A 22,358-nucleotide genomic window follows, 5' to 3' on the forward strand; every position below is an offset into this window, starting at 1 on the left:
GCTTTGGTAGGCTGAGTCGCCTTATCGACCCAGCATCGCGAAGTGCTGGGTTACGCTGCGCCCCATCCCAGCCCACGGCTCTTTGCTTCAGATCTGAGCCAGCATAAGCACGTAACCGTCCGGATCTTCCAGCCGGCATTCGCCACCGGGCATGTAGAACGGGTATTTGATTTCGCCCGGCGAATGGCCCAGTTCGACCAGGGCGGCACGCGTATGCGCGATGTCGTCGAAGTAAAGGTAGAAAAGAACGGCTTGCAGGGATGCGTCGACCGGGCAGTCCGCCAAGCCCACCATGAGATCGGCCTTCTCGCTCTGGAGCCAGGCCCATACCGGCGCCGATTGACCGTCCGGAACGACGGTGTTGCCGACCTTGAAGCCAAGGTCGGCGTAGAAATCGATGCTGCGCTGAACGTCGGCGACATGTGCGAAGGCGACGAGCGATCTTGTCCGGGCTGCCATGTTCCCTCCCTTCATCTACATCGAAATCGAGACGAACCAAGCCGCGTAATGCCTCGGCTTAACGTGCTCTGTTACAACCCCAAAGAAGCGCAAGTCCGTATGTTTGGGCGGAAAAACCTGGATGGCGTTGTCGCATTTCTTCCACGAGTGCGAGTCCGTCTTCGAGCTTGGGGGCCAGACATCTGTCGCCGAACTCGTAGGCATCTCTCAGTAGCTGAGAGGCTTTGCGATAAGCAGCTACAACTTCCGCGCCGGGATGGTCGGGAAACAAATCCCTGAGGTGCGGCAAGGGTATCCTGTCGAAGCTCCCAAGGTTTTCTTCGTATAGATACGCTGCGTCCATAAGGGGAAGAGCCTTCAGCCGATCAATCAGCGCACGCTGGCGTCTCTCGTCGATTGGAGGCGGTTTTGCCGGCATTGGTCTGCCAAATTGGTCAAGGATCAAGGTGTCATCCGACGTTGATTTGTCCATGCCCACCTGTCAAACGGAGTAGTGATCCAAGTTGGGTTGTCAGGCTGGAGGCTTGAACTGGGTAGGGGGTCACGATTCGCCTTGCCGTAGTCAAATCGCGAAGCATCTACCGTCAGGGCGGACCATCAGACCTTATTGCCGCCAGTCTCCGCCGCAAGCTGAGCCTTCAGGCGGCGACCTGCGGTCACGGCGATCCCTACAAGGGCCAAGACCACGACATGCATGATTACGCCAGACCACAGGGTCGAGTACGCGGCAAAGGCTGTATCGACGAGATAAAGAACAAGCGCCACTAGAAGAATGGGTCGATACCTCAGCGATGCGTATGCGATAGCTGCAAATAACGCTGCAGCCACGAAATGGGAAGTTGCGCCTGCGAAAGCAAAGGGAGCGACCAGGCCCGCGAGAAAAGTCAGGTCCTGCCCAGATAAGAGCAAAAGCCCATTTACGGCGGTGAATAAGGCTACCCAGTACGTCCATCGCCGGGGCGCGCCGCTCGCGCGATTGGCCTGGAATTCGGTAACACTTCTATGCTGGACGGAACTCATCGATTTCCCCTATGTCGTCTAGCGCCTGATCAGGCCGGTTCGCGTCGACCGGTTTGGCTGGAACGGGCGGTTGATCCGATTAGAGAGGATCATGATCCGTCTTGCCGCTTTTGAAAGCATACACCTCGTCGGGAGGTCAGCTCGCCGGCTATGGAAACCTTATCTGGGTTACGCTTGCCGAGCTACAGCAGTCCGGGGGAGTCGTGAGCGATCAGAGTGTGTTTTTTCGTTGGGTATATCGATTGCTTGCCGTCGGCGGGTTGCTCATGTTGCTGGCAATCGCCTACGTCTGGGTGCAGAGCTCGTTGGCCGGTAAGCGCTGGCGTGCACGCAATACCGTCGAAGTCGCGCAACAAGGCGCGGATGGACGTGCGAAGAAGGAACGCTTGCGCTTCGATCAGTTGAAGGTGATCCGCGGAACGGACGTGAAGCTGCTCGAGGTCGAGGCGGAAACGGACGATAGCGGCAGGGACTTATCTTCCGGTAGCTACGGTCCCGATTACAGGACGCGCAACCTGATCTTCCTGGAACCCGGGAATGGGAATGTCCGCTGGCTGTTCGATGCAAACGAGCAATTGATCCGCAAAACGGAAATGCTGAGCGTCGACTCAGATGACCATCCGGGGCCCGTGGTGGCGATTTACCTGGAAGTGGAGAAGGGACTGCATGCGGAATCCGAAGTCGAGCGCGAGGTGGTGCCGGCGCTCGTGCACACCAACGGTTCGGGTTATGTCGAATTAGGCAAGCCGGTATCGCGGGTGCTGGATCAGAGCGTGAATGCGGATGGCGAGACGCTTGGCCTGTTGCTGGAAGACCAGAACAAGCTGCTCTATCGCGAGTATTCGCTGGAGTCCTTTTCGCAAACGTCCGAGAAACTGATCACTCGGCTTGACCGGCAGTGAACCCAATGCCCGGGTAGGGCGGGTCATGACCCGCCTTACCGCATGAAAACCGCTGCCAGTGCCGCTGCGAGGGTCATTCCACCTAGACCGAGCGCAATCCGCCAACCAAACGCCTTTCCGCCGCTAGCGAACGCCACTCCCGACTTCGCCAGCGAGCTCGTCGCGATCAACCCAACCACCGCCCATCGCGCATAACTCGCATCGAGCACGCCATCGCGGAACAGGTTGGCCACGCCGGCGGTCGCCGAATGCAATTCCGCCGTCGCTGCGAGCAAGGTCGCCGCCAGCGCGCCGCCAGGGCCGAGCCACTGGCCGAGCAACTTCGACACCACGATCACCGCGGTGATCATCGCCGCAAAACCCAGCGCGTGGCCGATGCGGAACATGCGCGTTTCCGAAGTCGGCGGCGGAGTTTGCGCTTGCTGCACACGGCGCGCACCGAGCGCAGCGCCCAGCACCAACACGGCGCCCGCTGCCACCAGGATCCAGCGTGTCTCGCGCAACAACTCCGGCGATATCGCCAGCAGGATCGGCACGAACATGCTCAACGAAGCCAGGTTCGCCAGCATCGTCGCCCCGACCGCCGAAGCCAGCAGTCCCGGTTGCGCCTGCGACTGCTTGCCGAAACCTGCGGTTGCCGCGGTGGAAGACACGTAGCCCGAGAAGAACCCCGCGACCAGCAAGCCCCAGCGCGTCCCGACCAGGCGCAGCGCGACATGGCCCAGCGCGCTGATCGCCATCACCAGCACCGCCAGCTTCCACACCTGCGCCGGATTCAGCAGGCCCCACGGATCGACTGTGCGATCCGGCAGCAGCGGCAGCACGATCAGGGCGAAAGCGAGCAGGATCAACCCGTCGGCGACTTCGCGGTTGCTGATCACTTCGCGGCTGAAACGATGCAGGCGCGACTTGGCGAAAATCAGGATCGCGGTCAGCACCGCCAGCCCGCCGGCGACAGCGGGCGAACGCAAGGCCAGACCCCCGATCAGGCAACTCAGCACCAGCGCGAGTTCCGAAGTTACGCCCGGATCGGTCGCACTGGTGCGGTAGTAACCCAATGCGACGAACGCGCCGCACAACAACACGGCGATGGCGAACACCGGCAGGCCCAGCCACAGCGACACCACGCCGATCAGCGCGGCCAGCGTATGCGAACGCAGGCCGGCGATCAGGCTGGGGTCTTCGGCCTTGCGCCGTTCGTAGACCAGCCCGACCAGCAGGCCGGCGCCGAGTGCGGTGGTCAGGGCGAGCAGGGGAGGCGTTTGCATCCGGCTACTATGCCAGCGGTCGCATCGCTTCTCGTAGGAGCGCCCCTGGGCGCGATCGGATAGCCTCCGGATCGGGAAACCATCCGCGTAGCGTCATTCGTCCGGTCGCGCCCAGGGGCGCTCCTACGAAAACGCGTCGCAATGGCTCAGCCGCGCAAACGCGGCACGCCGTGCTCGTCGCGTTCCTCGACGGCCACTTCGTCGCGGATGCGCTGCTTCAGGTCGCGACCCGGCAACTCGGTGGTGGCCTGGCCGCGTGCGGCGTTCAGCGCATTTGCGTAACTGCGTCGGGCCAACAGTTCGTCGCCGGCGGCGGCATAGCCGTGGCCGAGTTCTTCCCAGGCATCGGCGCCCGCGCCCTGGGCCAGTGCGCGATGCAGGAAGTCCTGCGCCTGCGGCCATTGCCCCTGCAGGCGCGCGAGTTGCGCCAGCGTCACCAGCAAAGCGGGACTGCTGGGGTGCGTCGACAGCCAGCGCTGCGCGCTGGCGCGGCGCGAGTCGAGCTTGGCGACCGGTAGGCGCCCGTACAGCGCAACCAGCGATTCGTCCCAGCGCGCATCGATGGCCTGTTCCAACGCGCGGGTCGCGGCGTCTTCCCAGCGCAACGCGGCGGCGCGTTCGGCGTACGCGGCGACGATGGCTGGTTCGGCCCGAAGCGTTTTCGGCAGGCTTTCCCAGCGTTCGGCGAGTTGGTTGGCATCGCCGGCCTGGGCGATTGTCTGCGCGGCTAGCTGCGCTTCCAGCGCAGCGAATTCCGTCGGTGCCAGCGCCTGCTGCTGGCGGATCGCGCCAAGCAGGCCGTAGGCCTCGGCGGCGCGGTTCTGCGCGACCAGCGCCTGCGCCTGCAGCACCAGTCCGCGCGGCGGCAACGGCTGTGCGGCGGCAGCGGAAAGCGAGTCCAGCGCGGCGGCCGCATCCTGGCGGGCCAAGGCCAGTTCGGCAGCGGCCACGGCGTGTGCGGCGGGGCTATGCGCCTGCAGCGCGGACAGGTGTTTCTGCACGCCGGCCTCGTCGCCGCGCGCAACGGCGGCGCGGGTCGCGGCGATGCGCGCGATGGTGCCGACTTCGCTGTCGTGCGCGGCGCGGTCCAGCAGGGTTTCGGCGCGTTGCCAGTGGCCGCCGTGCAGGGCTTCGAGGCCTTCGGTCAAGCGCGCGCGGCCCTGCTTACGCCGGTAACGGCCCCAGGCGCGGAACGGCAGTGCCAGCAGCGACCACAGCAGCCACAGCGCGAGCCCTGCGATCAGCAGCGCCAGCAACGCGCCCGGCAGCGAAGCGCTGTAGTCGTACCCGCCGACGCGGAGGAACACTTCGCCGAAATCGCGCCCGTTGTGCGCCAGCCATTGCGAACCCAGCGCGCCGACCAGCACCACGACCAGCAGGATCACCGCGTAGCCAATCCACTTCTTCATGAACGCTTGTCTCCCATGCTCATCGTCGTGGGCGCCGGCGATGGCGGCAGGCCACCCGCGCGCCACGCGCGCAATTGCTGCAGGGTACTGCCCAGCACCGGCGCGGCGTCGCGCAGCGGCATGGCCTGCAGGGCCTTCAGCTCGGCGCGGCATTGGGCCAGCGCCGGGGATGCCGGCCATAGCCGCGGTAACCAGGCATCGGCCGCGGAAAGGGCGCGATCGAAGCCGGCGTCGTCGCCGCGTTCCAGCGCGGCCTGGGCCAAGCCGAGTTGCAGTTCCAGCGCGGCTTGCGCGGCCGTGCGTTGCGCCGGGTCCAGCGTGGTCTGCTGGCTGGGACGCACTTCGACCAGCGGCGAGATCAGGCGTTGCCAGGCTGGACGCGCGGCTTCCACCGGCTGCACGGGCAGGGTTTTCAGTTTGGCGCGGAACGCGGCGAGCCTACGCGCAGCTGTAGCCTGGGTGCCGGGGCCCAACGCGTCCGCCGCGGCGCGTTCCTGTGCCAGCGCTTGCTTCAGGTTGAGCAGGCGCGGGTCGTCGATGCCGTCCAGTGCACCGGCGGCCAGCGCGTAGGCGCGGCGTGCGCCTTCGGCGTCGTCGGCGACCTGCAGGCGCTGTCCGGCTTGCGACAGCAGCAATTCCACTTCGTCCAGTCGCAATGCCTGCGCGCCGGAGCGCCGGCTGTCGGCCAGCTTGGCCACGGTGTCTTCCAGCAGCGCGCCGCGCTGGCCCAGGCCCAGCACTTCGTCGCGGAGCACGCGGTTGGTCGCCGCGCCGTCCTGGATGCGCTGCGATTGCGCACGCAGGTCGCGGCGCAGCGCTTCCACGCGGGCTTCGAGCGCGGCAACGCGCTGCTCGGCGATGTCCAGGCGGGTCTGCCGCGCGGCTTCGCGCGCTTGCCACCAGTTCCAGCCGCGCCAGCCACCCAGACCGATCGCGAGCAGGACCACGAGCGCGACGAACAGCCAGCTGAGGGAGGTGCGCCGAGGCGCGGCGTCGGTGTCGTTCATGACGTTCGAATCCATGCGTTGCGCTCCCATGTTAGTGGAAGCGCGCGTGGCGGGTCTGAACCGAGCTAACGCCCGCTCGCTTTTCGTGCGGCCAACAACAGTTGCGCGGGCCGTGGCCCCGCCGCCACGTACACCTTGGCGAAACCGGCGTTGCGGGCCAGATCGGCAAGGCGTTCGCTGGCGGCAACGGCCGGCAGGCGGAGCAGGCGCGCGCGGGCGCCGGGGGGCAGGCGCGACAACGCGGATTCCAGCGCCGCGCCGCTGCTCAGCGCGACGCAGGCGGGCGCCCGCAGTTCGAGCAGGCGGCGCACTGACGCGGCGGACAACGGGATTTCCATTCGCGCATACACGTCCGCGCGCAACAGTCGCGCGCCGCGCCGGCGCAGCGCTGGCGCGAGCACGTCGCGGCCGTCGGGCGCAGTGACCAGGCCGACGCCGCTTCCGCGCAAGCCTTGCAGCTCGGGCAGGCCGAGCAGCCCTTCGCTATCCATGCGTTGCGGGGAAACCACGGCGTCCACGCCAGCACGGCGCAAGGCTTCGGCCGTGGCGGCGCCGACCGCGAGGAACACCTGCCCGCGCTTGCGCCGCAGCGTCGCCAGTTGCTTCGCGAAGCGCACGGCAGCGGGGCTGGTGAAGATCACCCGCGGTGCGGCCAACGCGGCGCGCAGTTCGGCGCGCGAACCGGCGGCGTCGTTGCCGACCAGCTTCCATGGCGACAGCGCCAGCACGCGCGCGCCGTGGCGCGCCGCGGCCGCACGCATGCCCTCGTGGCCGCCCTGCGGTCGCAGGGAGATCACGTACCATTCGCCGTTCTCTGTCGCCATGTCCGGATTATCCGCGATGCCCCTGGAAGAAGTCCTGCAATCCCTGCGCGAGTACTGCGCCTCGATGCCGCCGGTTGCGGCGATGCAGGTCGACGTGGCCGGTTACGACGGCGAATGCCTGTCGTTGCGCGCACCGCTGGCCGCCAACGTCAACGACAAGGGCACCGCGTTCGGCGGCAGCCTGACCTCGCTGATGACCCTCGCCGGCTGGGGCTTGGTGACCCTGCAGTTGCAGTTGCGCGGCCTGTCCGCCGAGGTCTACGTCGCCGACAGCGCGATCCGCTACCTGGCGCCGCTGCGCGACGACCTGCTGGCGCGGGCGTGGCTGGGCGAAGGCGGGCAAGCCAACGAAGACGGATGGGATGCGTTCTTCGCCACCCTGGCCGCGCGCGGTCGCGCCCGCGTGCAGGTCGAGGCCGAAGTGGCGCTGCCCGATGGCGGCGTGGCGACCACGCTCAGCGGCCGTTTCGTGGCCATTGCCCGCAAATGAACGCCGCGAAGCACGTTACGATGGCGCTTCCACCGGGGGAGAAGGCCGTGCGTCGATCGATCAACATCCTGTTCGCGTTGTTCGTGGCCGTGCTGCTGGGCGCCTGCGCCACGGCCGGCGGCAGCAAGAACGACAAGCTTTACGAAGCGCAGAACGCATTCTCCGGCGCGGTGCGCTGGGGCGATTTCGAAGGCGCATGGGGCCTGGTCGAGCCGAAGTACCGGAAAGAACACCCGATGACCCAGTTGCAGCTGGCCCGCTACGGCCAGATCCAGGTGTCCGGTTACCGCGACATCGGCAGCAGCACCTTCGACGACGGCACCGCGGTGCGCGACATCGAGATCGGCGTGGTCAACCGCCACACCCTCGCCGAGCGCAGCATTCGTTATCGCGAACGCTGGCAGTGGGACGAGGCACAGAAACGCTGGTGGCTGCAAAGCGGGTTGCCGGATTTCTGGGAAGGGGAGTGACCTGAGGCGAGCGCCGAGCAGTGTCGGTTCGAAATTGTGGCGTCTGTTTAGTGAATCGATAGGAGCGCGTCTGCGCCGGCATAATCTTCTTGTTCCAACAGGTGCATCCAGTTGGTCACCAATTCGGCACCTAGAATCGAACTCGCTGTCGAGATGAACTGCTGTGGTTCTTCGTAACCGGTGGCGCTGCGCATGAGCAGGACGGGCGGTTTACTTAGGCCTTGCATAGCCAGTGCCTTCAGCAAGCTTTCTAACGAGCCGCGCATCTCCGGAGTTCCGTACTGCAAAGCGACATGGTCCGCCGGAAGTCCCCCTGACTTCATGAGGACACTTGCGAATCGATGGTTTAGGCAGTCGACAGTGGCAGTGACAAATACGGAACCTTCACCGTAAAAATCCAGGAAGCGTTCCGTGACATGTGGTCCAAAGCCTTCTTCCGGATCGACCTGAATGGTTCCGGCAGGTGGATTTTGTTTGTCCGAGACGGCCATTCGATGTGAATACAGACAGTATTGGGAAGCGGCTCGCTTGCCGTGGCAATGGATAATAGACGGCATTCAAGTGTGCCGTGCGGCAAAGATTTGGGGTTTCGCCTTGCCGGATGGCACTGTGCGACAATCGCCGCCCTTTCCGCCGCCCTGCCGAAATCCCCGTGAATTTCGAACGACTCCAGGCCTTCATCGCCAGCAGCCCGATGCTGTGGCTGGCCCTCGCCGGCCTGACCATCGCGATCATCGTCACCGAGGTCATGCGCCTGTTCCGCGGCTACAAGTCGCTGGCGCCGGCCCAGCTGACCCAGCTGATCAATCGCGAGGATGCGCTGGTGGTGGATCTGTCGCCGGCGGCCGACTTCGAGAAAGGCCACATCGCCGGCAGCCGCAACATCGTCGCCAGCCAGTTCGCCGCCGACCACAAGGCGGTGGCCGCGGCGAAGGCCAAGCCGGTGGTGCTGGTGTGCCGCAATGGCCAGGCCTCGGCCACGGCTGCCGCGAAACTGAAGAAGGCCGGCTTCGAGCAGGTGTACTGGCTGGACGGCGGCGTCGCCGCTTGGCAGCAGGCCGACCTGCCGCTGGTCAAAGGCCGCTGAACCGGGAAACCGCCAGATCGCCGACCGCCGGCCCTTGATCGGGCCCGGCCGCGCCCTCATGCCGTGCCATAATCGCCCTCTTTTCCACCGAATTAACGGAGCAAACGCAACATGTCCGACGAAACCAGCAACGGCGCCGCCGCCCCCGAACAGGCCGTTGGCCCGGTCTTCACCGTCGAGAAGGTCTACGTCAAGGACGTGTCGTTCGAAGTGCCTGGCGCCCCGGCGATCTTCAACGAGGCCGTGCAGCCGGAGTTGAACCTCAACCTGAACCAGCGCGTGCAGCAGCTCAACGACAACGCGTTCGAAGTCGTGCTCGGCGTGACCCTGACCTGCAAGGCCGGCGACAAGACGGCCTATGTGGCCGAAGTCCAGCAGGCCGGCATCTTCGGCATCGCCGGCTTCGATGCGCAGACCATCGACGGCCTGCTCGGCACCCAGTGCCCGCACATCCTGTTCCCGTACATCCGCCAGCTGATGAGCGACCTGATCCAGGCCGGCGGCTTCCCCCCGTTCTTCCTGCAGCCGATCAACTTCGACGCGCTGTACGCCGAGACGCTGCGCCAGCGCGCCGCGCAGGGCCAGGGCGGCGAACTGGCCAACGCGGAAACCGCGGGCAACGCCTGAGTACTTGCCCCTTCCGTCCGCGGAGGGGGACGACCGAAGGATTCGCCCCGCCGTACATTGGCGGGGCGGGTCACCGATAGCCGGGGTCGCATGACCGAAGCACTCGAAAACGCGGCGTTGGACATCGCCGTTCTCGGCGCGGGCTCCTGGGGCACCGCGCTGGCCGCGCTGATGGCCCGCAACGGGCACGCCGTGACGCTGTGGGGGCGCGACGCGAACGTCGCTGCCGCGATCGAACGCGACCACGAAAACCCCCGCTACCTGCCGGGCATTCCGCTGCCGCACAACCTGCGTGCCAGCACCGACCTGGCTGAGACGCTGGCCGGTTGCGACCTGGTGCTGGTAGTGGTGCCTTCGCACGCCTTCACCGAAACCCTGCGTGCGATCGCGCCATTGCGCCCGACCACCGCCGGCGTGGCGTGGGCGACGAAGGGCTTCGAACCAGGGTCGGGGCGCTTCCTGCACGAAGTGGCCGAAGACATCGTCGGCCCCGGCGTGCCGCTGGCCGTGGTCACCGGGCCATCGTTCGCCAAGGAAGTGACCCTCGGCCTGCCCACCGCCGTGACCGTGCACGGCGAGGACGCCGCCTTCACCCAGCAGGTTGCCGACGTGCTGCACGGGCCCGCCTTCCGCGCCTACACCGGCGACGACATGGTCGGCGCCGAGCTGGGCGGTGCGATGAAGAACGTGCTGGCGGTGGCCACCGGCGTCGCCGACGGCATGCAGCTGGGGCTCAACGCCCGTGCGGGCCTGATCACCCGCGGACTCAACGAAATGCTGCGCCTGGCCGCCGCGTTGGGCGCGCGTCCGGAAACCCTGATGGGCCTGGCCGGGCTCGGCGATCTGGTGCTGACCTGCACCGGCGACCTGTCGCGCAACCGCCGGCTCGGCCTGGCGCTGGGACGCGGCGAATCGCTGGACGAAGCGGTGCGCCAGATCGGCCAAGTGGTCGAATCAGTGCAGACCGCCAACGAAGTGATGCGCCTGGCCGACCGCTGCGGCATCGAACTGCCCATTTCCGCCGCGGTGCGCGCCGTGCTGCACGGCGAATTGACCCCGACCGACGGCCTGCGCCAGTTGCTGGCCCGCGAGCAGAAACCGGAATACCCGGAGACCCTGTTCAAGGATTGAGTCGAAAAAAAGCCCGGCGAACCGGGCTTCAAGGGGATAGCGGTGCAGGAGAGAGAGGGGAGCACCGCAACAAGGTGGATGATCCGGACGGCAAAACCGTTGAGCCCTCAGGCGGTCGCATTGCGCGTCCGTTCAGCCGGTTCCGCCGGCCATCAAAAAGGCCCGGCTTTCGGCCGGGCCCCGGGGGGAGCGACGCGGGAGAGAGGGGCGCGCCGCCCGTACACCTGTTAACGCCTTACCAGCTGAAACGCGGACCGACGAACCACTGGGTGTCGCCGTCGGCGAACTTCACGTCGGCCGAAGCCGACCAGTTCGGGTTGAACTTCACCTGCGCGCCGAGGCGGCCGTAGAAGTCGCCGTCGTACTGGTCGCCGTCTTCGTAGCCGACAAGCGCATAGCCGTTGAAGTTGTTGGTCATCGCGCCGTTGATGCCCACTTCGGCGCTGTAGCCGTCGACATCGCCGAGGTTACCGGCATCGAACTTCTCGTAGGCGACCCGCGTCAGCAGGTCCATGCGCGGCGAGATCTGGTGGTTGTAGCCCACGCCGGCGCGCCACTGGTCGAAATCGATGCTGGTGTGGTCGATTTCCTGGTTGCTGTAACCGCCGAACAGGTGGAAGTTCGGAGAGATGGCGACCGAGCCGTTCAGGCCCCAGCCGTCCGCGTCGGCATTGCCCTTGCCGTTGGTGGCGACGTAGCCGCCTTCGACGTAGTTGTAGCTGACGCCATCGGCCGCGGAGGCAGCGAACGGGGCCAGGGCCAGCAGGGACAGAGCAAGCAAGGACTTCTTCATGGGTAAACCTCTGAATTTTATGGTTATGACCGGCGCTGGGACGGGTGTCGTTCGCTGCCAGTGGATGTGAATTATCCGTTAGGGCCCCGAATCGACCCTGAATTTAATACTGACCGGTTTATAAATTCAGGCGGCGTTTCGGGAACTTCCTACGCTATGCCCCGCCGGCGAAATCCAGCTGCCGCCAAGCCTCGAACACCACCACCGCGATGGTGTTGGAGAGGTTCAGGCTGCGGTTGTCGGGGCGCATCGGCAGGCGCAGGCGCTGCTCGGGCGGCAGGGCGTCCAGCACTTCCTGGGGCAGGCCGCGGGTTTCGGGACCGAACAGGAAGGCGTCGCCAGCGGCGTAACGCGGCTGGTCGTAGCGGCGGGCGCCGCGGGTGCTCAGGGCGAACAGGCGCGGGGGCGAAATCGTGGCCAGGGCCGCTTCCAGCGTCGCGTGCACCTGCACGCGGGCGTACTCGTGGTAATCCAGTCCGGCGCGCTTTAGCTGCTTGTCTTCCAGCTGGAAACCCAGCGGTTCGATCAGGTGCAGCCGCGCGCCGGTATTCGCGCACAGGCGGATCGCGTTGCCGGTATTCGGGGGGATTTCCGGCTGGTACAGCAGTACGTCGAACATGCGCGAATTGTAGAAGCCGCCGCATGCGGCGTGGTTCAGTGTTCGGCGAATACGCTTTCGCGGCCGGCGAACAGCGCTTCCTGCGCGCGCAGGCGCTCGGACAGGAATTCGCCCAGCGCGCGGATCCGACGCACCGGACGCAGGTCCGGATGGGTGATCAGCCACAAGGGCACCGCGGCTTCGTCGAGGGTCGCGCCGACCCGCCGCAGCGCGGGTTCGCAGTCGGCGAGGTAGCAGGGAAGGGCAGCCATGCCGATGCCGGCCTTGGCTGCCTGGAGCAAGGCCAGCAGGGAATCGCCGCGGTGGACGATGCGTTCGCGCGGGACGTTCGACGCGATCCAGCGCGCGCTGCCGGCGTGGGACAGCGATTCGTCGGGGGCAACCCAGTCGTGTGCGGCGAAGTCGTCGTGGTCCAGCCCCCTGGCCGTCTGCCGCGCGAGGTAATCCGGGGCAGCGTAGCGGGCGATGGCGACCGTGGTCAGCCGCCGGGCAACCAGGTGTTCGGGCACGGTCGCCGCGGGGCGCAAGGCCATGTCGGCATCGCGCCGGCTCAGGTCGAAGATGGCATTGGCCGCGGCGACTTCGACCACGATGCCGGGTTCGCACTGGCGGAACTCGGCCAATAGGGGCGCCAGGATGTGCAGCAGGGTGTCGGTGGTGGTGACGCGGATGCGGCCGGACAGGCGCAGGTCCTGGCCGAGCAACTGGCGATCGAGCGCATCGAGTTCCTCGCCGATGCGGCCGGCCGAGGCGATGGCGATTTCGCCGGCGGGCGTTGGCGCGTAGCCGCCGCGGCCGCGATCAAACAGGCGCGTGCCGAGGCGGTCTTCCAGCGCGGCCAGGCGCCGGAAGGCCGAGGAGTGATCCACGCCCAGTCGCTTTGCCGCCCCGCCCAGGCTCTTGCTGTCGGCAATCGCGAGCAGCAGGCGCAGATCGTCGAGCGCGACGCCACCGGGAGAAGGCGTTGTTTGCTTTTTACGCAAGGGGAAAGTTCATTTTCGCCGTATTGGTTTGCGAACAGTACAACATCATGCTGGCGGCTCCCCAACCGGAGTTGTCCCATGAAGCTTTACTACGCCACCAACAGTTGCTCGCTTTCGCCGCACATCATCGCCAATGAAGCCGGCATCGTCCTCGAACTGGAAAAGGTCGACATCGGCAGGGCGCCGCACCGGACCGCGGCCGGCGAGGATTTCGCCACGATCAATCCGAAAGGCTATGTGCCGGCGCTGCGCCTGGAAGACGGCAGCCTGCTGACCGAAGGCCTGGCCATCGCCCTGTATCTCGCCGACCTGGCCCCGCAGAGTGGATTGGCGCCCGCCGAGGGAACGGCCGAGCGCTACCGCCTGCTGGAATGGCTGACCTTCATCGGCACCGAACTGCACAAGGCCTACAGCCCGTGGTTGTTCCATCCCGAGCTCGGGGAGACGGCGCAGCAGGCTGCGCGGGCGAAGATCGTGGGGCGTCTGGCCCTGATCGAAAAGCACCTGGCGACGAATGCCTATCTGCTGGGCGAACGTTTCGGCGCCGCAGACGCGTATGCGTTCACGGTTATCGGCTGGTCCCGGTTCGTCGACATCGATCTGGCCCCGTTCCCGCATCTTCGCGACTACCTGCAGCGCATCGCGGCGCGTCCGGCCGTGCGGGAGGCGATGCGCGCCGAAGGAATGGCCCTGGCGGCCGCGGCCTGAGCGCGCCATGGGCAAAGCGCTGGCATGGTCGATGTTGCTGCTCGCCGGTGTGCTCGACGTGCTGTGGGCCCTGGCGATGAAGCAGGCCGAAGGCTATACGCGGCTGGGTTGGAGCCTGGCGTCGTTCGCGCTGCTGGGCGCGTTCGTGTGGCTGCTCGGCAAGAGCCTGAGCGTGCTGCCGATCGGCACCGCCTATGCGGTCTGGACCGGGATCGGTGCGGTCGGCACGGTGGCCGCGGGCGCCTGGCTTTTCGGCGAATCGCTGGGCGCGGTGCGGCTGCTTGGCATCGCGCTGGTCATGGCCGGCATCGTGGTGTTGAAGCTGGCGCCCGGATGAAACGGAAGTAACGGTAGCCTGGAACCGAGGGTGGAGCTTGCGCTGGCGTTGTCGCCAGCGCTTAGCGCGCGATCTGGGTGGCCAGGGTGGCAACGCCGATCACCGTTTCCACGTCCTCGGCGCTCGGGCGCACGGTCACGGCCGGCAGGTCGACGATATCGGCGGCCTGGCTGGCCAGGTAGACGGCCAGGTCTTCGGCGGCCGGACGCACGGTGACCGCGGCCAGGTCGACGATCTTCTTGCTGGCCTGGTAGTAGGCCAGGTCCGCCGCTTCCGGACGCACGGTCACCGCGGCGAGATCGACGATCTTGTGCGACTGGTACCAGGCCAGGTCTTCGGCAGCCGGGCGCACGGTGACGGTCGGCAGGTCGACGATGGTGTCGGAAACCGCGGACGAAGCCAGCGGGGCATTGGAGAAGTCGCGGGCCGACAACAGCATGGAGGCGGTGCAGGCGGCGAACAGGGCGGCGGCGGTCAGCGGCAGCAGGGTCTTGGTGTTCATGGGAGCCTCTTCAGTGTTCGTGATCAGTGGTGTGGTAGTAAAGTAATACACCTAATCAGTCAGGTCAACTGGAACTTGAATCAGCGGTTCCGTAGTTCAGCCTTCAGTCAGGTTGTGGGGGCGGAGGTTGCGCTTATTCGGGATAACGCATGCGCCGTGCCAAATCCAACTTGTTGATTAATAAAGACAAGTTGCTTGGCGGTTGTGTCCGCTGTCCGCTTCGACTGTCCGCAGGGGCGGTCCGAAGCTGTACGGCGGACGGTGGTCCGGCGTGGCCATCCGGTTCGCCAGGCGCCCGGGAGGGTCACAACAGTTCGGATGCGTGAAGCGTGGAAAGGGTTACGCGGGGTTGGGCCTGCACAGGCCATTTTCGTTGGCTAACGTTTATTTGACGATCATGAACCCGCCGATATCCTGCGCGCGCCCAATGACGGGCGGGGAATATCGAAAACAGGAAAGACTCATGAACAAGCGACTGATTCTGGCGTCCGCAATTGCGCTGCTGGGCTTCACCGGTTCGGCCTTCGCGGCCGACGGCGTGGGCGGCCAGGGCTTCATCCGTGGCGAGCTGGGCAGCACCAACACCAAGCTGTCCGCCGAGGGCGAGAGCGATAGCGAGGACGACGTCAGCTACGGCGTGCGTGGCGGCTACTACTTCAACAAGAACTTCGCCGTCGAAGGTTTCTACAACAGCTACTACAGCAAGTCGCAGGATGGTGTGTCGATCGATCTGGACGGCGTCGGCGCGGGCGTCGCCGGCAAGCTGTATTTCGCTGAAGGCATGGACACGGGTTGGTTCGTCAGCGGTCGCGCCGGCGCGGTCCGCCTGAAGGCCAAGATTAGCGTCGACGGTTTCGGCAGCGGCAGCGATCACGAGACCAAGCCGTACGCCGGCGTGGGCCTCGGCTACGACTTCTCGCGCAATCTGGGCCTGAGCCTGAACTACGACTACGTCAAGGCCGACTACTCCGGCGTGGACATCAAATTGCAGACCGCCGCCGCGGCGCTGGAATATCGCTTCTGAACCAGCTGCGTGCTGTCGACGCTTGCGCAACGGCCGCCTTCGGGTGGCCGTTGTTCTTTGGGTGGGAAAATCCAGCCGGAACTTCCTGCACGCGCACCGATCCGGCGCCGTGGATACGTTAGTACGATCTCAGCCACCCGGATTCCGCATGAGCATCGGCCTTAGACATGGAGCCGCCTCGTCGCTGGCGATCGCCGGATGGCTGATCGCCCTGCTGGCGTTGCAGGCAGTCTGCACCCGGACGTCGTTCGCCTCGGAGCCCACCGCGCAACGACCGATCCAGGAATTGCGCATCTACGAAGTCGTGGAGCGGAACAAGCAGGCCTTCCACGAACGTTTCCGCGACCATGCCGCGCGCATCATGGCCCGGCATGGGTTCCGGATCGTTGCGGAATGGGAAACCCTTTTCGAAGGCAGGACCGAGTTCGTCTACCTGCTCGAATGGCCCGATGAGGCCACGATGAAATCGCGCTGGGCCGCGTTCCGCGCCGACGAGGAATGGCAGCGGATCAAGCTCGAGAGCGTGAAGGCGCATGGCGACGTGATGGGCGGCATCGAGGATCGCGTCCTGTATCCGACCGACTACTCCCCGCGCAGCCGCTTCACCGACTGACCGGCGCGCGTGCCTTGTGGCCTATGCGCCGGTCCGGCGCGGGCCGCTACCATTGGCGGACCACCTGTTCACTGGCCCCTGTCGCCAAGGAGTGTTGCGATGTCCCTGCTGCGTCCGCGCGCGCTTTCGTACCGCACGTCCCTGCTTGCCCTGGCCCTGTCCGCCTCGCTCGGCGGCCTGGTCGCCGCCCCGGCCGCGCTGGCCGCCCCGAAGGCGGGGCAGGTCGACATCCCCTACCAGGAGTTCACCCTGCCCAACGGCCTGCGCGTGGTCGTGCACACCGACCGCAAGGCGCCGATCGTCGCGGTCAACATCTGGTACCACGTCGGCAGCAAGGACGAACCGTCCGGACGCAGCGGCTTCGCCCACCTGTTCGAACACCTGATGTTCAACGGCTCGGAGAACCATCCGGGCGAATACTTCGAACCCTTCGAACTGGCCGGCACCACCGACCAGAACGGCACCACCAACACCGACCGCACCAACTACTTCGAGAACGTGCCCACCACCGCGCTGGACATGGCGCTGTGGATGGAATCGGACCGCATGGGCCACCTGCTCGGCGCGATCGACCAGAAGACCCTCGACGAACAGCGCGGCGTGGTCCAGAACGAGAAGCGCCAGGGCGAGAACCAGCCGTATGGCCAGGTCTGGACCAAGCTCGCCGAGACCATGTATCCGGAGGGCCATCCGTACCACCACACCGTGATCGGTTCGATGAACGACCTCAACGCGGCCAAGCTGGAGGACGTGAAGACGTGGTTCCGCACCTGGTACGGCCCGAACAACGCGGTGCTGGTGCTGGCCGGCGACATCGACCTGGCCACGGCCAAGGAAAAGGTGGCCAAGTACTTCGGCGACATCCCCGCCAGCCCGACCATGGCCCAGCCGAAGGTCGACGTGGCCAAGCGCGCCAAGGCCACCCGCGAGGTGATGCAGGACAAAGTGCCGCAGGCGCGCATCTACCGCGTCTGGAACGTGCCGCAGGCGGGCAGCAAGGAAGCCGACCAGTTCCAGTTGCTGGCCCAGGTGCTGGGCGGCAGCAAGTCCTCGCGCCTGGACAAGCGCCTGGTGCATGAAGACAAGCTGGCCGACAACGTCAGCGCCGGCCTCGACGTGCAGCAGCTCGGCTCCAACTTCGTCATCACCGCCGACGTGAAGCAGGGCATCGACCCGGCCAAGGTCGAGGCGATCATCGACGAGGAGTTGAAGAAGCTGCTCGCCAACGGCCCGAGCGACGCCGAGCTGGCGCAGGCGCGCACCGTGTTCAAGGCCGGCTTCATCCGCGGCATCGAGCGCATCGGCGGCTTCGGCGGCAAGGCCGACGCGCTGGCCGAATGCACCATCTACACCGGCAACCCAGGCTGCTTCCGCGAAAGCCTGGCCACGCTGGATGCGACCACGCCGGCCGACCTGAAGGCGCTCGGCGCGAAGTGGCTGGATACCGGCGACCACACCCTGGTGGTGACGCCGGGCCAGCGCACCGCGCTGCCGGAAGCCCCGGCGGGCACCCCGGCACCATTCACCCTGCCGGCGGTCGATGCGAAGTACACGACCACGCCCAGCACGGTGGACCGCAGCAAGGGCGTGCCGGAGACCTCGACGTTCCCGGAACTGAAGTTCCCGAAGCTTGAGCGCGCCACGCTGAAGAACGGCACCACGGTGATCCTGGCCGAGCGCCACGACATTCCGGTGGTGCAGCTGAGCTACCAGTTCGGCGGCGGCTACAGCGCCGACCTGGGCCGCAAGCCGGGTACCGCCAATTTCACCCTGGGCCTGCTCGACGAGGGCGCGGCCGGCATCGGTGCGCTGGACTTCGCCAACAAGGCCGAAGCGCTGGGCGCCAACCTCGGCGCCGGAGCATCGCTGGACGGCAGCACGGTGTTCGTGTCGGCACTGAAGGAGAACCTCGATCCTTCGCTGGCGCTGTACGCCGACATGCTGCGTCGCCCGAACTTCGACCAGAAGGAAATCGACCGGGTCAAGGCCAGCTGGATCGCCGGCATCGGCCAGGAAAAGGCCCGTCCCAGCGCGCTGGCCAACCGCGTGCTGCCCGGCCTGCTGTACGGCGAAGGCCATCCCTATGCCGCGCCGTCCAGCGGCACCGGTACCGAAGCCTCGATCGCCTCGCTGACCCGCGACGACCTGATCGCGTTCCAGCACGCCTGGCTGCGCCCCGAAAAGGCCACCCTGATCGTGGTCGGCGACACCACGCTGAAGGAAATCGTGCCGTTGCTGGACAAGCACCTGGGCGACTGGAAGGGCGAAGGCCCGGCTCCGGCCGCGGTGACGTTGCCGGCCGCGCCGCTGCCGTCGAAGCCGCGCGTGTTCCTGCTCGACCAGCCGGGCGCGGTACAGGCGAACATCTACGCCGCGCAACTGGTGCCCTCGACCACCGACGCGGGCGCGACCAAGTTCGACATCGCCAACAGCGTGCTGGGCGGCGAGTTCTCCTCGCGCCTGAACATGAACCTGCGCGAGGACAAGCACTGGGCCTACGGTTCCTACAGCGGCATCAACGGCGCGCTGGGCCAGCGCACCTGGCGCGCGCAGGCGGCGGTGCAGATCGACAAGACCGCCGAGTCGGCGAAGGAACTGCAGCGCGAAATCACCGACTACGCCGACGGCAAGGCGCCGCCGAAGCCGGCCGAAGTGGCGAAGATCCAGGCCACCGAGATCCGCGGCCTGCCCGGTGCCTACGAAACCGGCGCGGCGGTGATGGGCACCATCGCCGGCATCGTCCGCTACGGTCGTCCGGACGACTACGTGTTCAAGCGCAAGGCCGAGATCGAAGGCCTGACCGTCGACCAGGTCGCCGAGGCGGCGAAGACGCTCAAGCCCGAGGCGCTGACCTGGGTGGTGGTCGGCGACCTGGGCAAGATCGAGGCCCCGGTGCGCGCGCTGAACCTGGGCGAAGCCACGGTGCTCGACGCCGATGGCAAGCCGGTGCAGAAGAAGTAAGCCGCAAGGTGGAACCGCCGTCGGCGATTCCACCGCCTTTCGGTTGTGCACGGGTGGCGGAATCCGCTTCGCCGGTTCCGCCCCAATGTTTCCGCCGCGCGGGTTTTGCCGGATTCATTTCCTCCGCCCGATAATCGCCGCAGTCCCGTCCCGGAAACCCGCCATGCGCGCTGCCCTCCTGTTAGCCGTCCTGCTCCCGCTGAGCGCCTGCACCTGGGTGGCCCTGAAGCCGGCGGCCCGGTCGGTCAAGGTCATCGCCGCCGGCGCGGCCCCGGCCGGTTGCGAACAGCGCGGCGAGGTCTCGGTTTCGGTCAAGGACAAGGTGGCGTTCTATGAACGCAACAACCTGCGGGTCCGCGACGAGCTGGAGACACTGGCGCGCAACGAGGCCCCCGGCATCCAGGCCGACACCATCCAGCCGCTAGGCGAGCCGGCCAACGGCGGGCAGCGCTTCGCCGCTTACCGCTGCGGGCGCTGATCCGTTAAGGAAGCTGGTCCGAGGCGTTAAGCCCGTAAAGGTGCGGTGAAGGCCCGGAACGAGTACCCTTACCGCCCTTCGGCCCGGCCCGGGCCAGTACCGGCGACACCCCCATGCTTTTCAACAACGTCTCCATCGCGGGGCTGGCGCATATCGACGCGCCGCATACCCTGACCTCCGACGAAATCAACAACCGCCTGCGCCCGACCCTGCAGCGGCTGGGCATCAAGACCGACGTGCTCAACGACATCGCCGGCGTGCACGCGCGCCGCCTGTGGGACGCCGACGTGCAGGCCTCCGACGCCGCGACCCTGGCCGCGCGCAAGGCGCTGGAGGACGCGGGCATCGGCGCCGACAAGCTCGGCCTGCTAGTCAACACCTCGGTCAGCCGCGACTACCTGGAGCCGTCCACCGCCAGCATCGTCTGCGGCAATCTCGGCGTCAGCGACAACTGCCAGACCTTCGACGTGGCCAATGCCTGCCTCGCGTTCATCAACGGCATGGACATCGCCGCGCGGATGATCGAGCGCAACGAGATCGACTACGCCCTGGTCGTCGACGGCGAAACCGCCAATCTGGTCTACGAAAAGACCATCGAGCGTATGAACGCCCCCGGCATCACCGAGGAACAGTTCCGCGACGAACTGGCCGCGCTGACCCTGGGTTGCGGCGCCGTGGCCATGGTCATGGCCCGTCGCGAGCTGGTGCCGGAAGCGCCGCGCTACAAGGGCGGCGTGACCCGCTCGGCGACCGAATGGAACAAGCTGTGCCGCGGCAACCTGGACCGCATGGTCACCGACACCCGCATGCTGCTGATCGAGGGCATGAAACTGGCGCAGAAGACCTTCGTCGCCGCCAAGGTCGCGCTGGGCTGGGCGGTCGACGAACTGGACCAGTTCGTCATCCACCAGGTCAGCCGTCCGCACACCCAGGCCTTCATCAAGGCCTTCGGCATCGACCCGAAGAAGGTCATGACCATCTTCAACGAACACGGCAACATCGGCCCGGCCTCGGTGCCGATCGTGCTGAGCAAGCTGAAGGAACTGGGTCGGCTGAAGAAGGGCGACCGCATCGCCCTGCTCGGCATCGGCTCGGGCCTGAACTGCACGATGGCCGAGGTCGAGTGGTAAGCCACTCGCCGCACCTAGCCGCCAAGGGCCGGTTCGCCGGCCCTTTTCATTGATGCCCTCACGCATGCGCCTTCCCGGATACCCGTTCCAGCCGCAACGCTTCGAAGTCCGCCCCGGCCTGTCGATGAGCTATCTCGACGAAGGTCCGCGCGATGGCGAAGTCGTGGTCATGCTGCACGGCAATCCGTCGTGGAGCTATTACTGGCGCAACTTGGTTTCGGGCCTGTCGGACAGGTATCGCTGCATCGTGCCGGACCACATCGGCATGGGCTTGTCGGACAAGCCGGACGATTCGCGCTACGACTACACGCTGCAGTCGCGCGTCGACGACGTGGCCGCATTGCTCGAACACCTCGGCGTCACCGGTCCGGTCACGCTGGCGGTGCACGACTGGGGCGGCATGATCGGTTTCGGCTGGGCGCTGTCGCATGCGGCGCAGGTAAAGCGGCTGGTGATCACCAATACCGGCGCGTTCCCGTTGCCGGCGACGAAGAAGATGCCGTGGCAGATCGCGCTGGGCCGCGACTGGAAGCTCGGCGCCTTCGCGATCCGCGCGTTCAACGCGTTCTCCGGCGGCGCCTCGTACCTCGGCGTGGAGAAGAAGATGCCGGCCGACGTGCGCCGCGCCTACGTGGCGCCGTACGACTCGTGGGCCAACCGCATCTCCACGGTGCGCTTCATGCAGGACATTCCGCTGGCGCCGGGCGACAAGGCCTGGCCGCTGGTCGAAGCAGCCGGCAAGCGCCTGCACGAGTTCGCCGATCGCCCCGCCTTCCTCGGCTGGGGCCTGAAGGATTTCGTGTTCGACCGGCACTTCCTCGACGGCTTCCGCGCGGCTTTGCCGAACGCCGAAGTGCAGGCCTTCGACGATGCCGGCCATTACGTATTGGAAGACAAGGCCGACGTGCTGGTGCCCGCGATCCGCCGTTTCCTCGACGCAAATCCGCTTTGAAACCCGGCGTGGGAGTGGCTGCGGCATGCCGTGGCCTGTAAGTCGCGAATGGAGTCGCGGGGATCTGCGCGAAGAGCTTCGCGACTTACGTCGCTCCCGCACTCAGATTTCCGGCAACGGGTTCTTTTCCGCCTCGGCGACGCCAATCCAATCGGCTTCCACCAACATGGGCAGCCCGTGCGCCTGCCGCGCCCGATCGCATTGCACGCTGCGTTCACCGAATTCCAGCGACGCCGCCACCTGCGCGCACACCAGCGGGCGGCGGTCGTGGATGGTGCAGCGGGAGTATTCGCCGATGCGCGCGTCCAGCGCGATGCAGCGCGGGTTCGCCTGCGAGGTGCCGCGCATCGCGCGCTCGTGCGTGCGCAGCGGCTCGGTCAGTTCGATCGGCACGCGCCCGCCCTGTTCCGGGTCGGCTTCGGACCAGTGCAGGCTGACGCGGAAAATGGCGCAGCAGGCGCCACAGCTCAGGCAGGGATGCATCGAAGGCAGGGAAGGGACGGGAGCGGCATTCTGCCGCCTCGCCGGGCAGACGCAAGCGGCGCCAGCGGCGACAATACGCGG

General features: G+C 66.5%; 27 protein-coding genes. 14 read left to right on the forward strand and 13 right to left on the reverse strand.

The genetic code is table 11. The features are described 5' to 3' along the window. Positions 1–87: 87 nt before the first annotated feature. The 3 genes from J5837_RS06365 to J5837_RS06375 all read right to left on the reverse strand — a co-directional run bounded on the left by J5837_RS06365 (position 88) and on the right by J5837_RS06375 (position 1,479). Positions 88–459 (reverse strand): VOC family protein, encoded by a 372-nt coding sequence (locus J5837_RS06365; protein ID WP_210535846.1) that lies wholly within the window; start codon positions 457–459, stop codon positions 88–90. A 58-nt stretch (positions 460–517) separates the two neighbouring features. Then, on the reverse strand, positions 518–931 hold the full coding sequence (locus J5837_RS06370) for a hypothetical protein (protein WP_210535847.1): 414 nt from the start codon (positions 929–931) through the stop codon (positions 518–520). 125 nt (positions 932–1,056) lie between these two features. Continuing rightward, positions 1,057–1,479: a hypothetical protein gene (locus J5837_RS06375; protein ID WP_210535848.1), complete on the reverse strand. Its 423-nt coding sequence runs from the start codon at positions 1,477–1,479 to the stop codon at positions 1,057–1,059. Between the two features lie 101 nt (positions 1,480–1,580). Between J5837_RS06375 and J5837_RS06380 the strand changes: the two genes are divergently transcribed. Further along, positions 1,581–2,381: a hypothetical protein gene (locus tag J5837_RS06380; protein WP_210535849.1), complete on the forward strand. Its 801-nt coding sequence runs from the start codon at positions 1,581–1,583 to the stop codon at positions 2,379–2,381. Positions 2,382–2,416: 35 nt separating this feature from the next. On the opposite strand, the gene J5837_RS06385 is transcribed toward J5837_RS06380, so the two are convergent. The 4 genes from J5837_RS06385 to J5837_RS06400 form a co-directional block, all read right to left on the reverse strand. Next, the gene (locus tag J5837_RS06385; protein ID WP_210535850.1) at positions 2,417–3,649 is read right to left on the reverse strand and encodes an MgtC/SapB family protein; all 1,233 of its coding nucleotides are present in this window, start codon (positions 3,647–3,649) and stop codon (positions 2,417–2,419) included. Between the two features lie 146 nt (positions 3,650–3,795). Next, the gene (locus J5837_RS06390) at positions 3,796–5,058 is read right to left on the reverse strand and encodes a heme biosynthesis protein HemY (RefSeq protein ID WP_210535851.1); all 1,263 of its coding nucleotides are present in this window, start codon (positions 5,056–5,058) and stop codon (positions 3,796–3,798) included. After that, on the reverse strand, positions 5,055–6,065 hold the full coding sequence (locus tag J5837_RS06395; protein ID WP_210536167.1) for a uroporphyrinogen-III C-methyltransferase: 1,011 nt from the start codon (positions 6,063–6,065) through the stop codon (positions 5,055–5,057). The genes J5837_RS06390 and J5837_RS06395 overlap by 4 nt, the downstream gene beginning before the upstream one ends. 65 nt (positions 6,066–6,130) lie before the next feature. After that, a complete protein-coding gene (locus J5837_RS06400) occupies positions 6,131–6,889 on the reverse strand; it encodes a uroporphyrinogen-III synthase (protein ID WP_210535852.1) in 759 nt (252 codons plus the stop codon). 16 nt (positions 6,890–6,905) lie between these two features. On the opposite strand from J5837_RS06400, the gene J5837_RS06405 reads away from it, so the two are divergent. Continuing rightward, positions 6,906–7,379, forward strand: coding sequence for a YiiD C-terminal domain-containing protein (locus tag J5837_RS06405; RefSeq protein ID WP_210535853.1), 474 nt, complete (start codon positions 6,906–6,908; stop codon positions 7,377–7,379). A 47-nt stretch (positions 7,380–7,426) separates the two neighbouring features. Continuing rightward, positions 7,427–7,849, forward strand: coding sequence for an outer membrane protein assembly factor BamD (locus tag J5837_RS06410; protein ID WP_342345510.1), 423 nt, complete (start codon positions 7,427–7,429; stop codon positions 7,847–7,849). Between the two features lie 47 nt (positions 7,850–7,896). Here J5837_RS06410 and J5837_RS06415 read toward each other — a convergent pair whose 3' ends face one another. Next, positions 7,897–8,340 carry a hypothetical protein gene (locus tag J5837_RS06415; protein WP_210535854.1) on the reverse strand — a complete coding sequence of 148 codons (444 nt, stop codon included), beginning with the start codon at positions 8,338–8,340 and terminating at the stop codon, positions 7,897–7,899. Between the two features lie 161 nt (positions 8,341–8,501). On the opposite strand from J5837_RS06415, the gene J5837_RS06420 reads away from it, so the two are divergent. From J5837_RS06420 to J5837_RS06430, 3 genes are all read left to right on the forward strand, one after another. Then, entirely contained in the window at positions 8,502–8,936 is a 435-nt protein-coding gene (locus J5837_RS06420; RefSeq protein ID WP_210535855.1) for a rhodanese-like domain-containing protein, read from the forward strand. A 111-nt stretch (positions 8,937–9,047) separates the two neighbouring features. Then, entirely contained in the window at positions 9,048–9,563 is a 516-nt protein-coding gene (gene secB, locus J5837_RS06425) for a protein-export chaperone SecB (protein ID WP_210535856.1), read from the forward strand. A 90-nt stretch (positions 9,564–9,653) separates the two neighbouring features. Continuing rightward, on the forward strand, positions 9,654–10,694 hold the full coding sequence (locus tag J5837_RS06430; RefSeq protein ID WP_210535857.1) for an NAD(P)H-dependent glycerol-3-phosphate dehydrogenase: 1,041 nt from the start codon (positions 9,654–9,656) through the stop codon (positions 10,692–10,694). Positions 10,695–10,929: 235 nt separating this feature from the next. Here J5837_RS06430 and J5837_RS06435 read toward each other — a convergent pair whose 3' ends face one another. From J5837_RS06435 to J5837_RS06445, 3 genes are all read right to left on the reverse strand, one after another. Next, positions 10,930–11,487, reverse strand: a complete 558-nt coding sequence (locus J5837_RS06435) for an OmpO family porin (protein WP_210535858.1) — start codon at positions 11,485–11,487, stop codon at positions 10,930–10,932. A 154-nt stretch (positions 11,488–11,641) separates the two neighbouring features. Continuing rightward, positions 11,642–12,106, reverse strand: coding sequence for a tRNA (uridine(34)/cytosine(34)/5-carboxymethylaminomethyluridine(34)-2'-O)-methyltransferase TrmL (gene trmL, locus J5837_RS06440; protein ID WP_210535859.1), 465 nt, complete (start codon positions 12,104–12,106; stop codon positions 11,642–11,644). A gap of 35 nt (positions 12,107–12,141) precedes the next feature. After that, complete coding sequence (locus tag J5837_RS06445; protein WP_210535860.1) at positions 12,142–13,089, reverse strand: LysR family transcriptional regulator; 948 nt, start codon at positions 13,087–13,089, stop codon at positions 12,142–12,144. Between the two features lie 78 nt (positions 13,090–13,167). On the opposite strand from J5837_RS06445, the gene gstA reads away from it, so the two are divergent. Together gstA and J5837_RS06455 are read left to right on the forward strand one after the other, a co-directional pair. Beyond that, the gene (gene gstA, locus J5837_RS06450; RefSeq protein WP_210535861.1) at positions 13,168–13,797 is read left to right on the forward strand and encodes a glutathione transferase GstA; all 630 of its coding nucleotides are present in this window, start codon (positions 13,168–13,170) and stop codon (positions 13,795–13,797) included. Between the two features lie 7 nt (positions 13,798–13,804). Next, positions 13,805–14,134 carry a DMT family transporter gene (locus J5837_RS06455; protein ID WP_244755674.1) on the forward strand — a complete coding sequence of 110 codons (330 nt, stop codon included), beginning with the start codon at positions 13,805–13,807 and terminating at the stop codon, positions 14,132–14,134. A 61-nt stretch (positions 14,135–14,195) separates the two neighbouring features. Here the strand turns inward: J5837_RS06455 and J5837_RS06460 are convergent, their stop codons facing one another. After that, positions 14,196–14,636 (reverse strand): hypothetical protein, encoded by a 441-nt coding sequence (locus J5837_RS06460; RefSeq protein WP_210535862.1) that lies wholly within the window; start codon positions 14,634–14,636, stop codon positions 14,196–14,198. Between the two features lie 463 nt (positions 14,637–15,099). Between J5837_RS06460 and J5837_RS06465 the strand changes: the two genes are divergently transcribed. From J5837_RS06465 to J5837_RS06490, 6 genes are all read left to right on the forward strand, one after another. Then, the gene (locus J5837_RS06465; RefSeq protein ID WP_210535863.1) at positions 15,100–15,660 is read left to right on the forward strand and encodes a porin family protein; all 561 of its coding nucleotides are present in this window, start codon (positions 15,100–15,102) and stop codon (positions 15,658–15,660) included. A 148-nt stretch (positions 15,661–15,808) separates the two neighbouring features. Beyond that, positions 15,809–16,273, forward strand: coding sequence for an NIPSNAP family protein (locus J5837_RS06470; RefSeq protein ID WP_210535864.1), 465 nt, complete (start codon positions 15,809–15,811; stop codon positions 16,271–16,273). A gap of 99 nt (positions 16,274–16,372) precedes the next feature. After that, a complete protein-coding gene (locus J5837_RS06475; RefSeq protein ID WP_210535865.1) occupies positions 16,373–19,234 on the forward strand; it encodes a M16 family metallopeptidase in 2,862 nt (953 codons plus the stop codon). Between the two features lie 163 nt (positions 19,235–19,397). After that, positions 19,398–19,712, forward strand: a complete 315-nt coding sequence (locus J5837_RS06480; protein ID WP_210535866.1) for a DUF4156 domain-containing protein — start codon at positions 19,398–19,400, stop codon at positions 19,710–19,712. Positions 19,713–19,825: 113 nt separating this feature from the next. Next, positions 19,826–20,842: a 3-oxoacyl-ACP synthase III gene (locus tag J5837_RS06485; protein ID WP_210535867.1), complete on the forward strand. Its 1,017-nt coding sequence runs from the start codon at positions 19,826–19,828 to the stop codon at positions 20,840–20,842. Between the two features lie 64 nt (positions 20,843–20,906). Further along, positions 20,907–21,794 carry an alpha/beta fold hydrolase gene (locus tag J5837_RS06490; protein WP_210535868.1) on the forward strand — a complete coding sequence of 296 codons (888 nt, stop codon included), beginning with the start codon at positions 20,907–20,909 and terminating at the stop codon, positions 21,792–21,794. A gap of 102 nt (positions 21,795–21,896) precedes the next feature. Here the strand turns inward: J5837_RS06490 and J5837_RS06495 are convergent, their stop codons facing one another. After that, complete coding sequence (locus tag J5837_RS06495) at positions 21,897–22,277, reverse strand: YkgJ family cysteine cluster protein (RefSeq protein ID WP_210535869.1); 381 nt, start codon at positions 22,275–22,277, stop codon at positions 21,897–21,899. Between the last annotated feature and the right edge of the window lie 81 nt (positions 22,278–22,358).

The organism is Pseudoxanthomonas helianthi (genome assembly GCF_017939625.1).
GTDB classification, from domain to species: domain Bacteria; phylum Pseudomonadota; class Gammaproteobacteria; order Xanthomonadales; family Xanthomonadaceae; genus Pseudoxanthomonas_A; species Pseudoxanthomonas_A helianthi.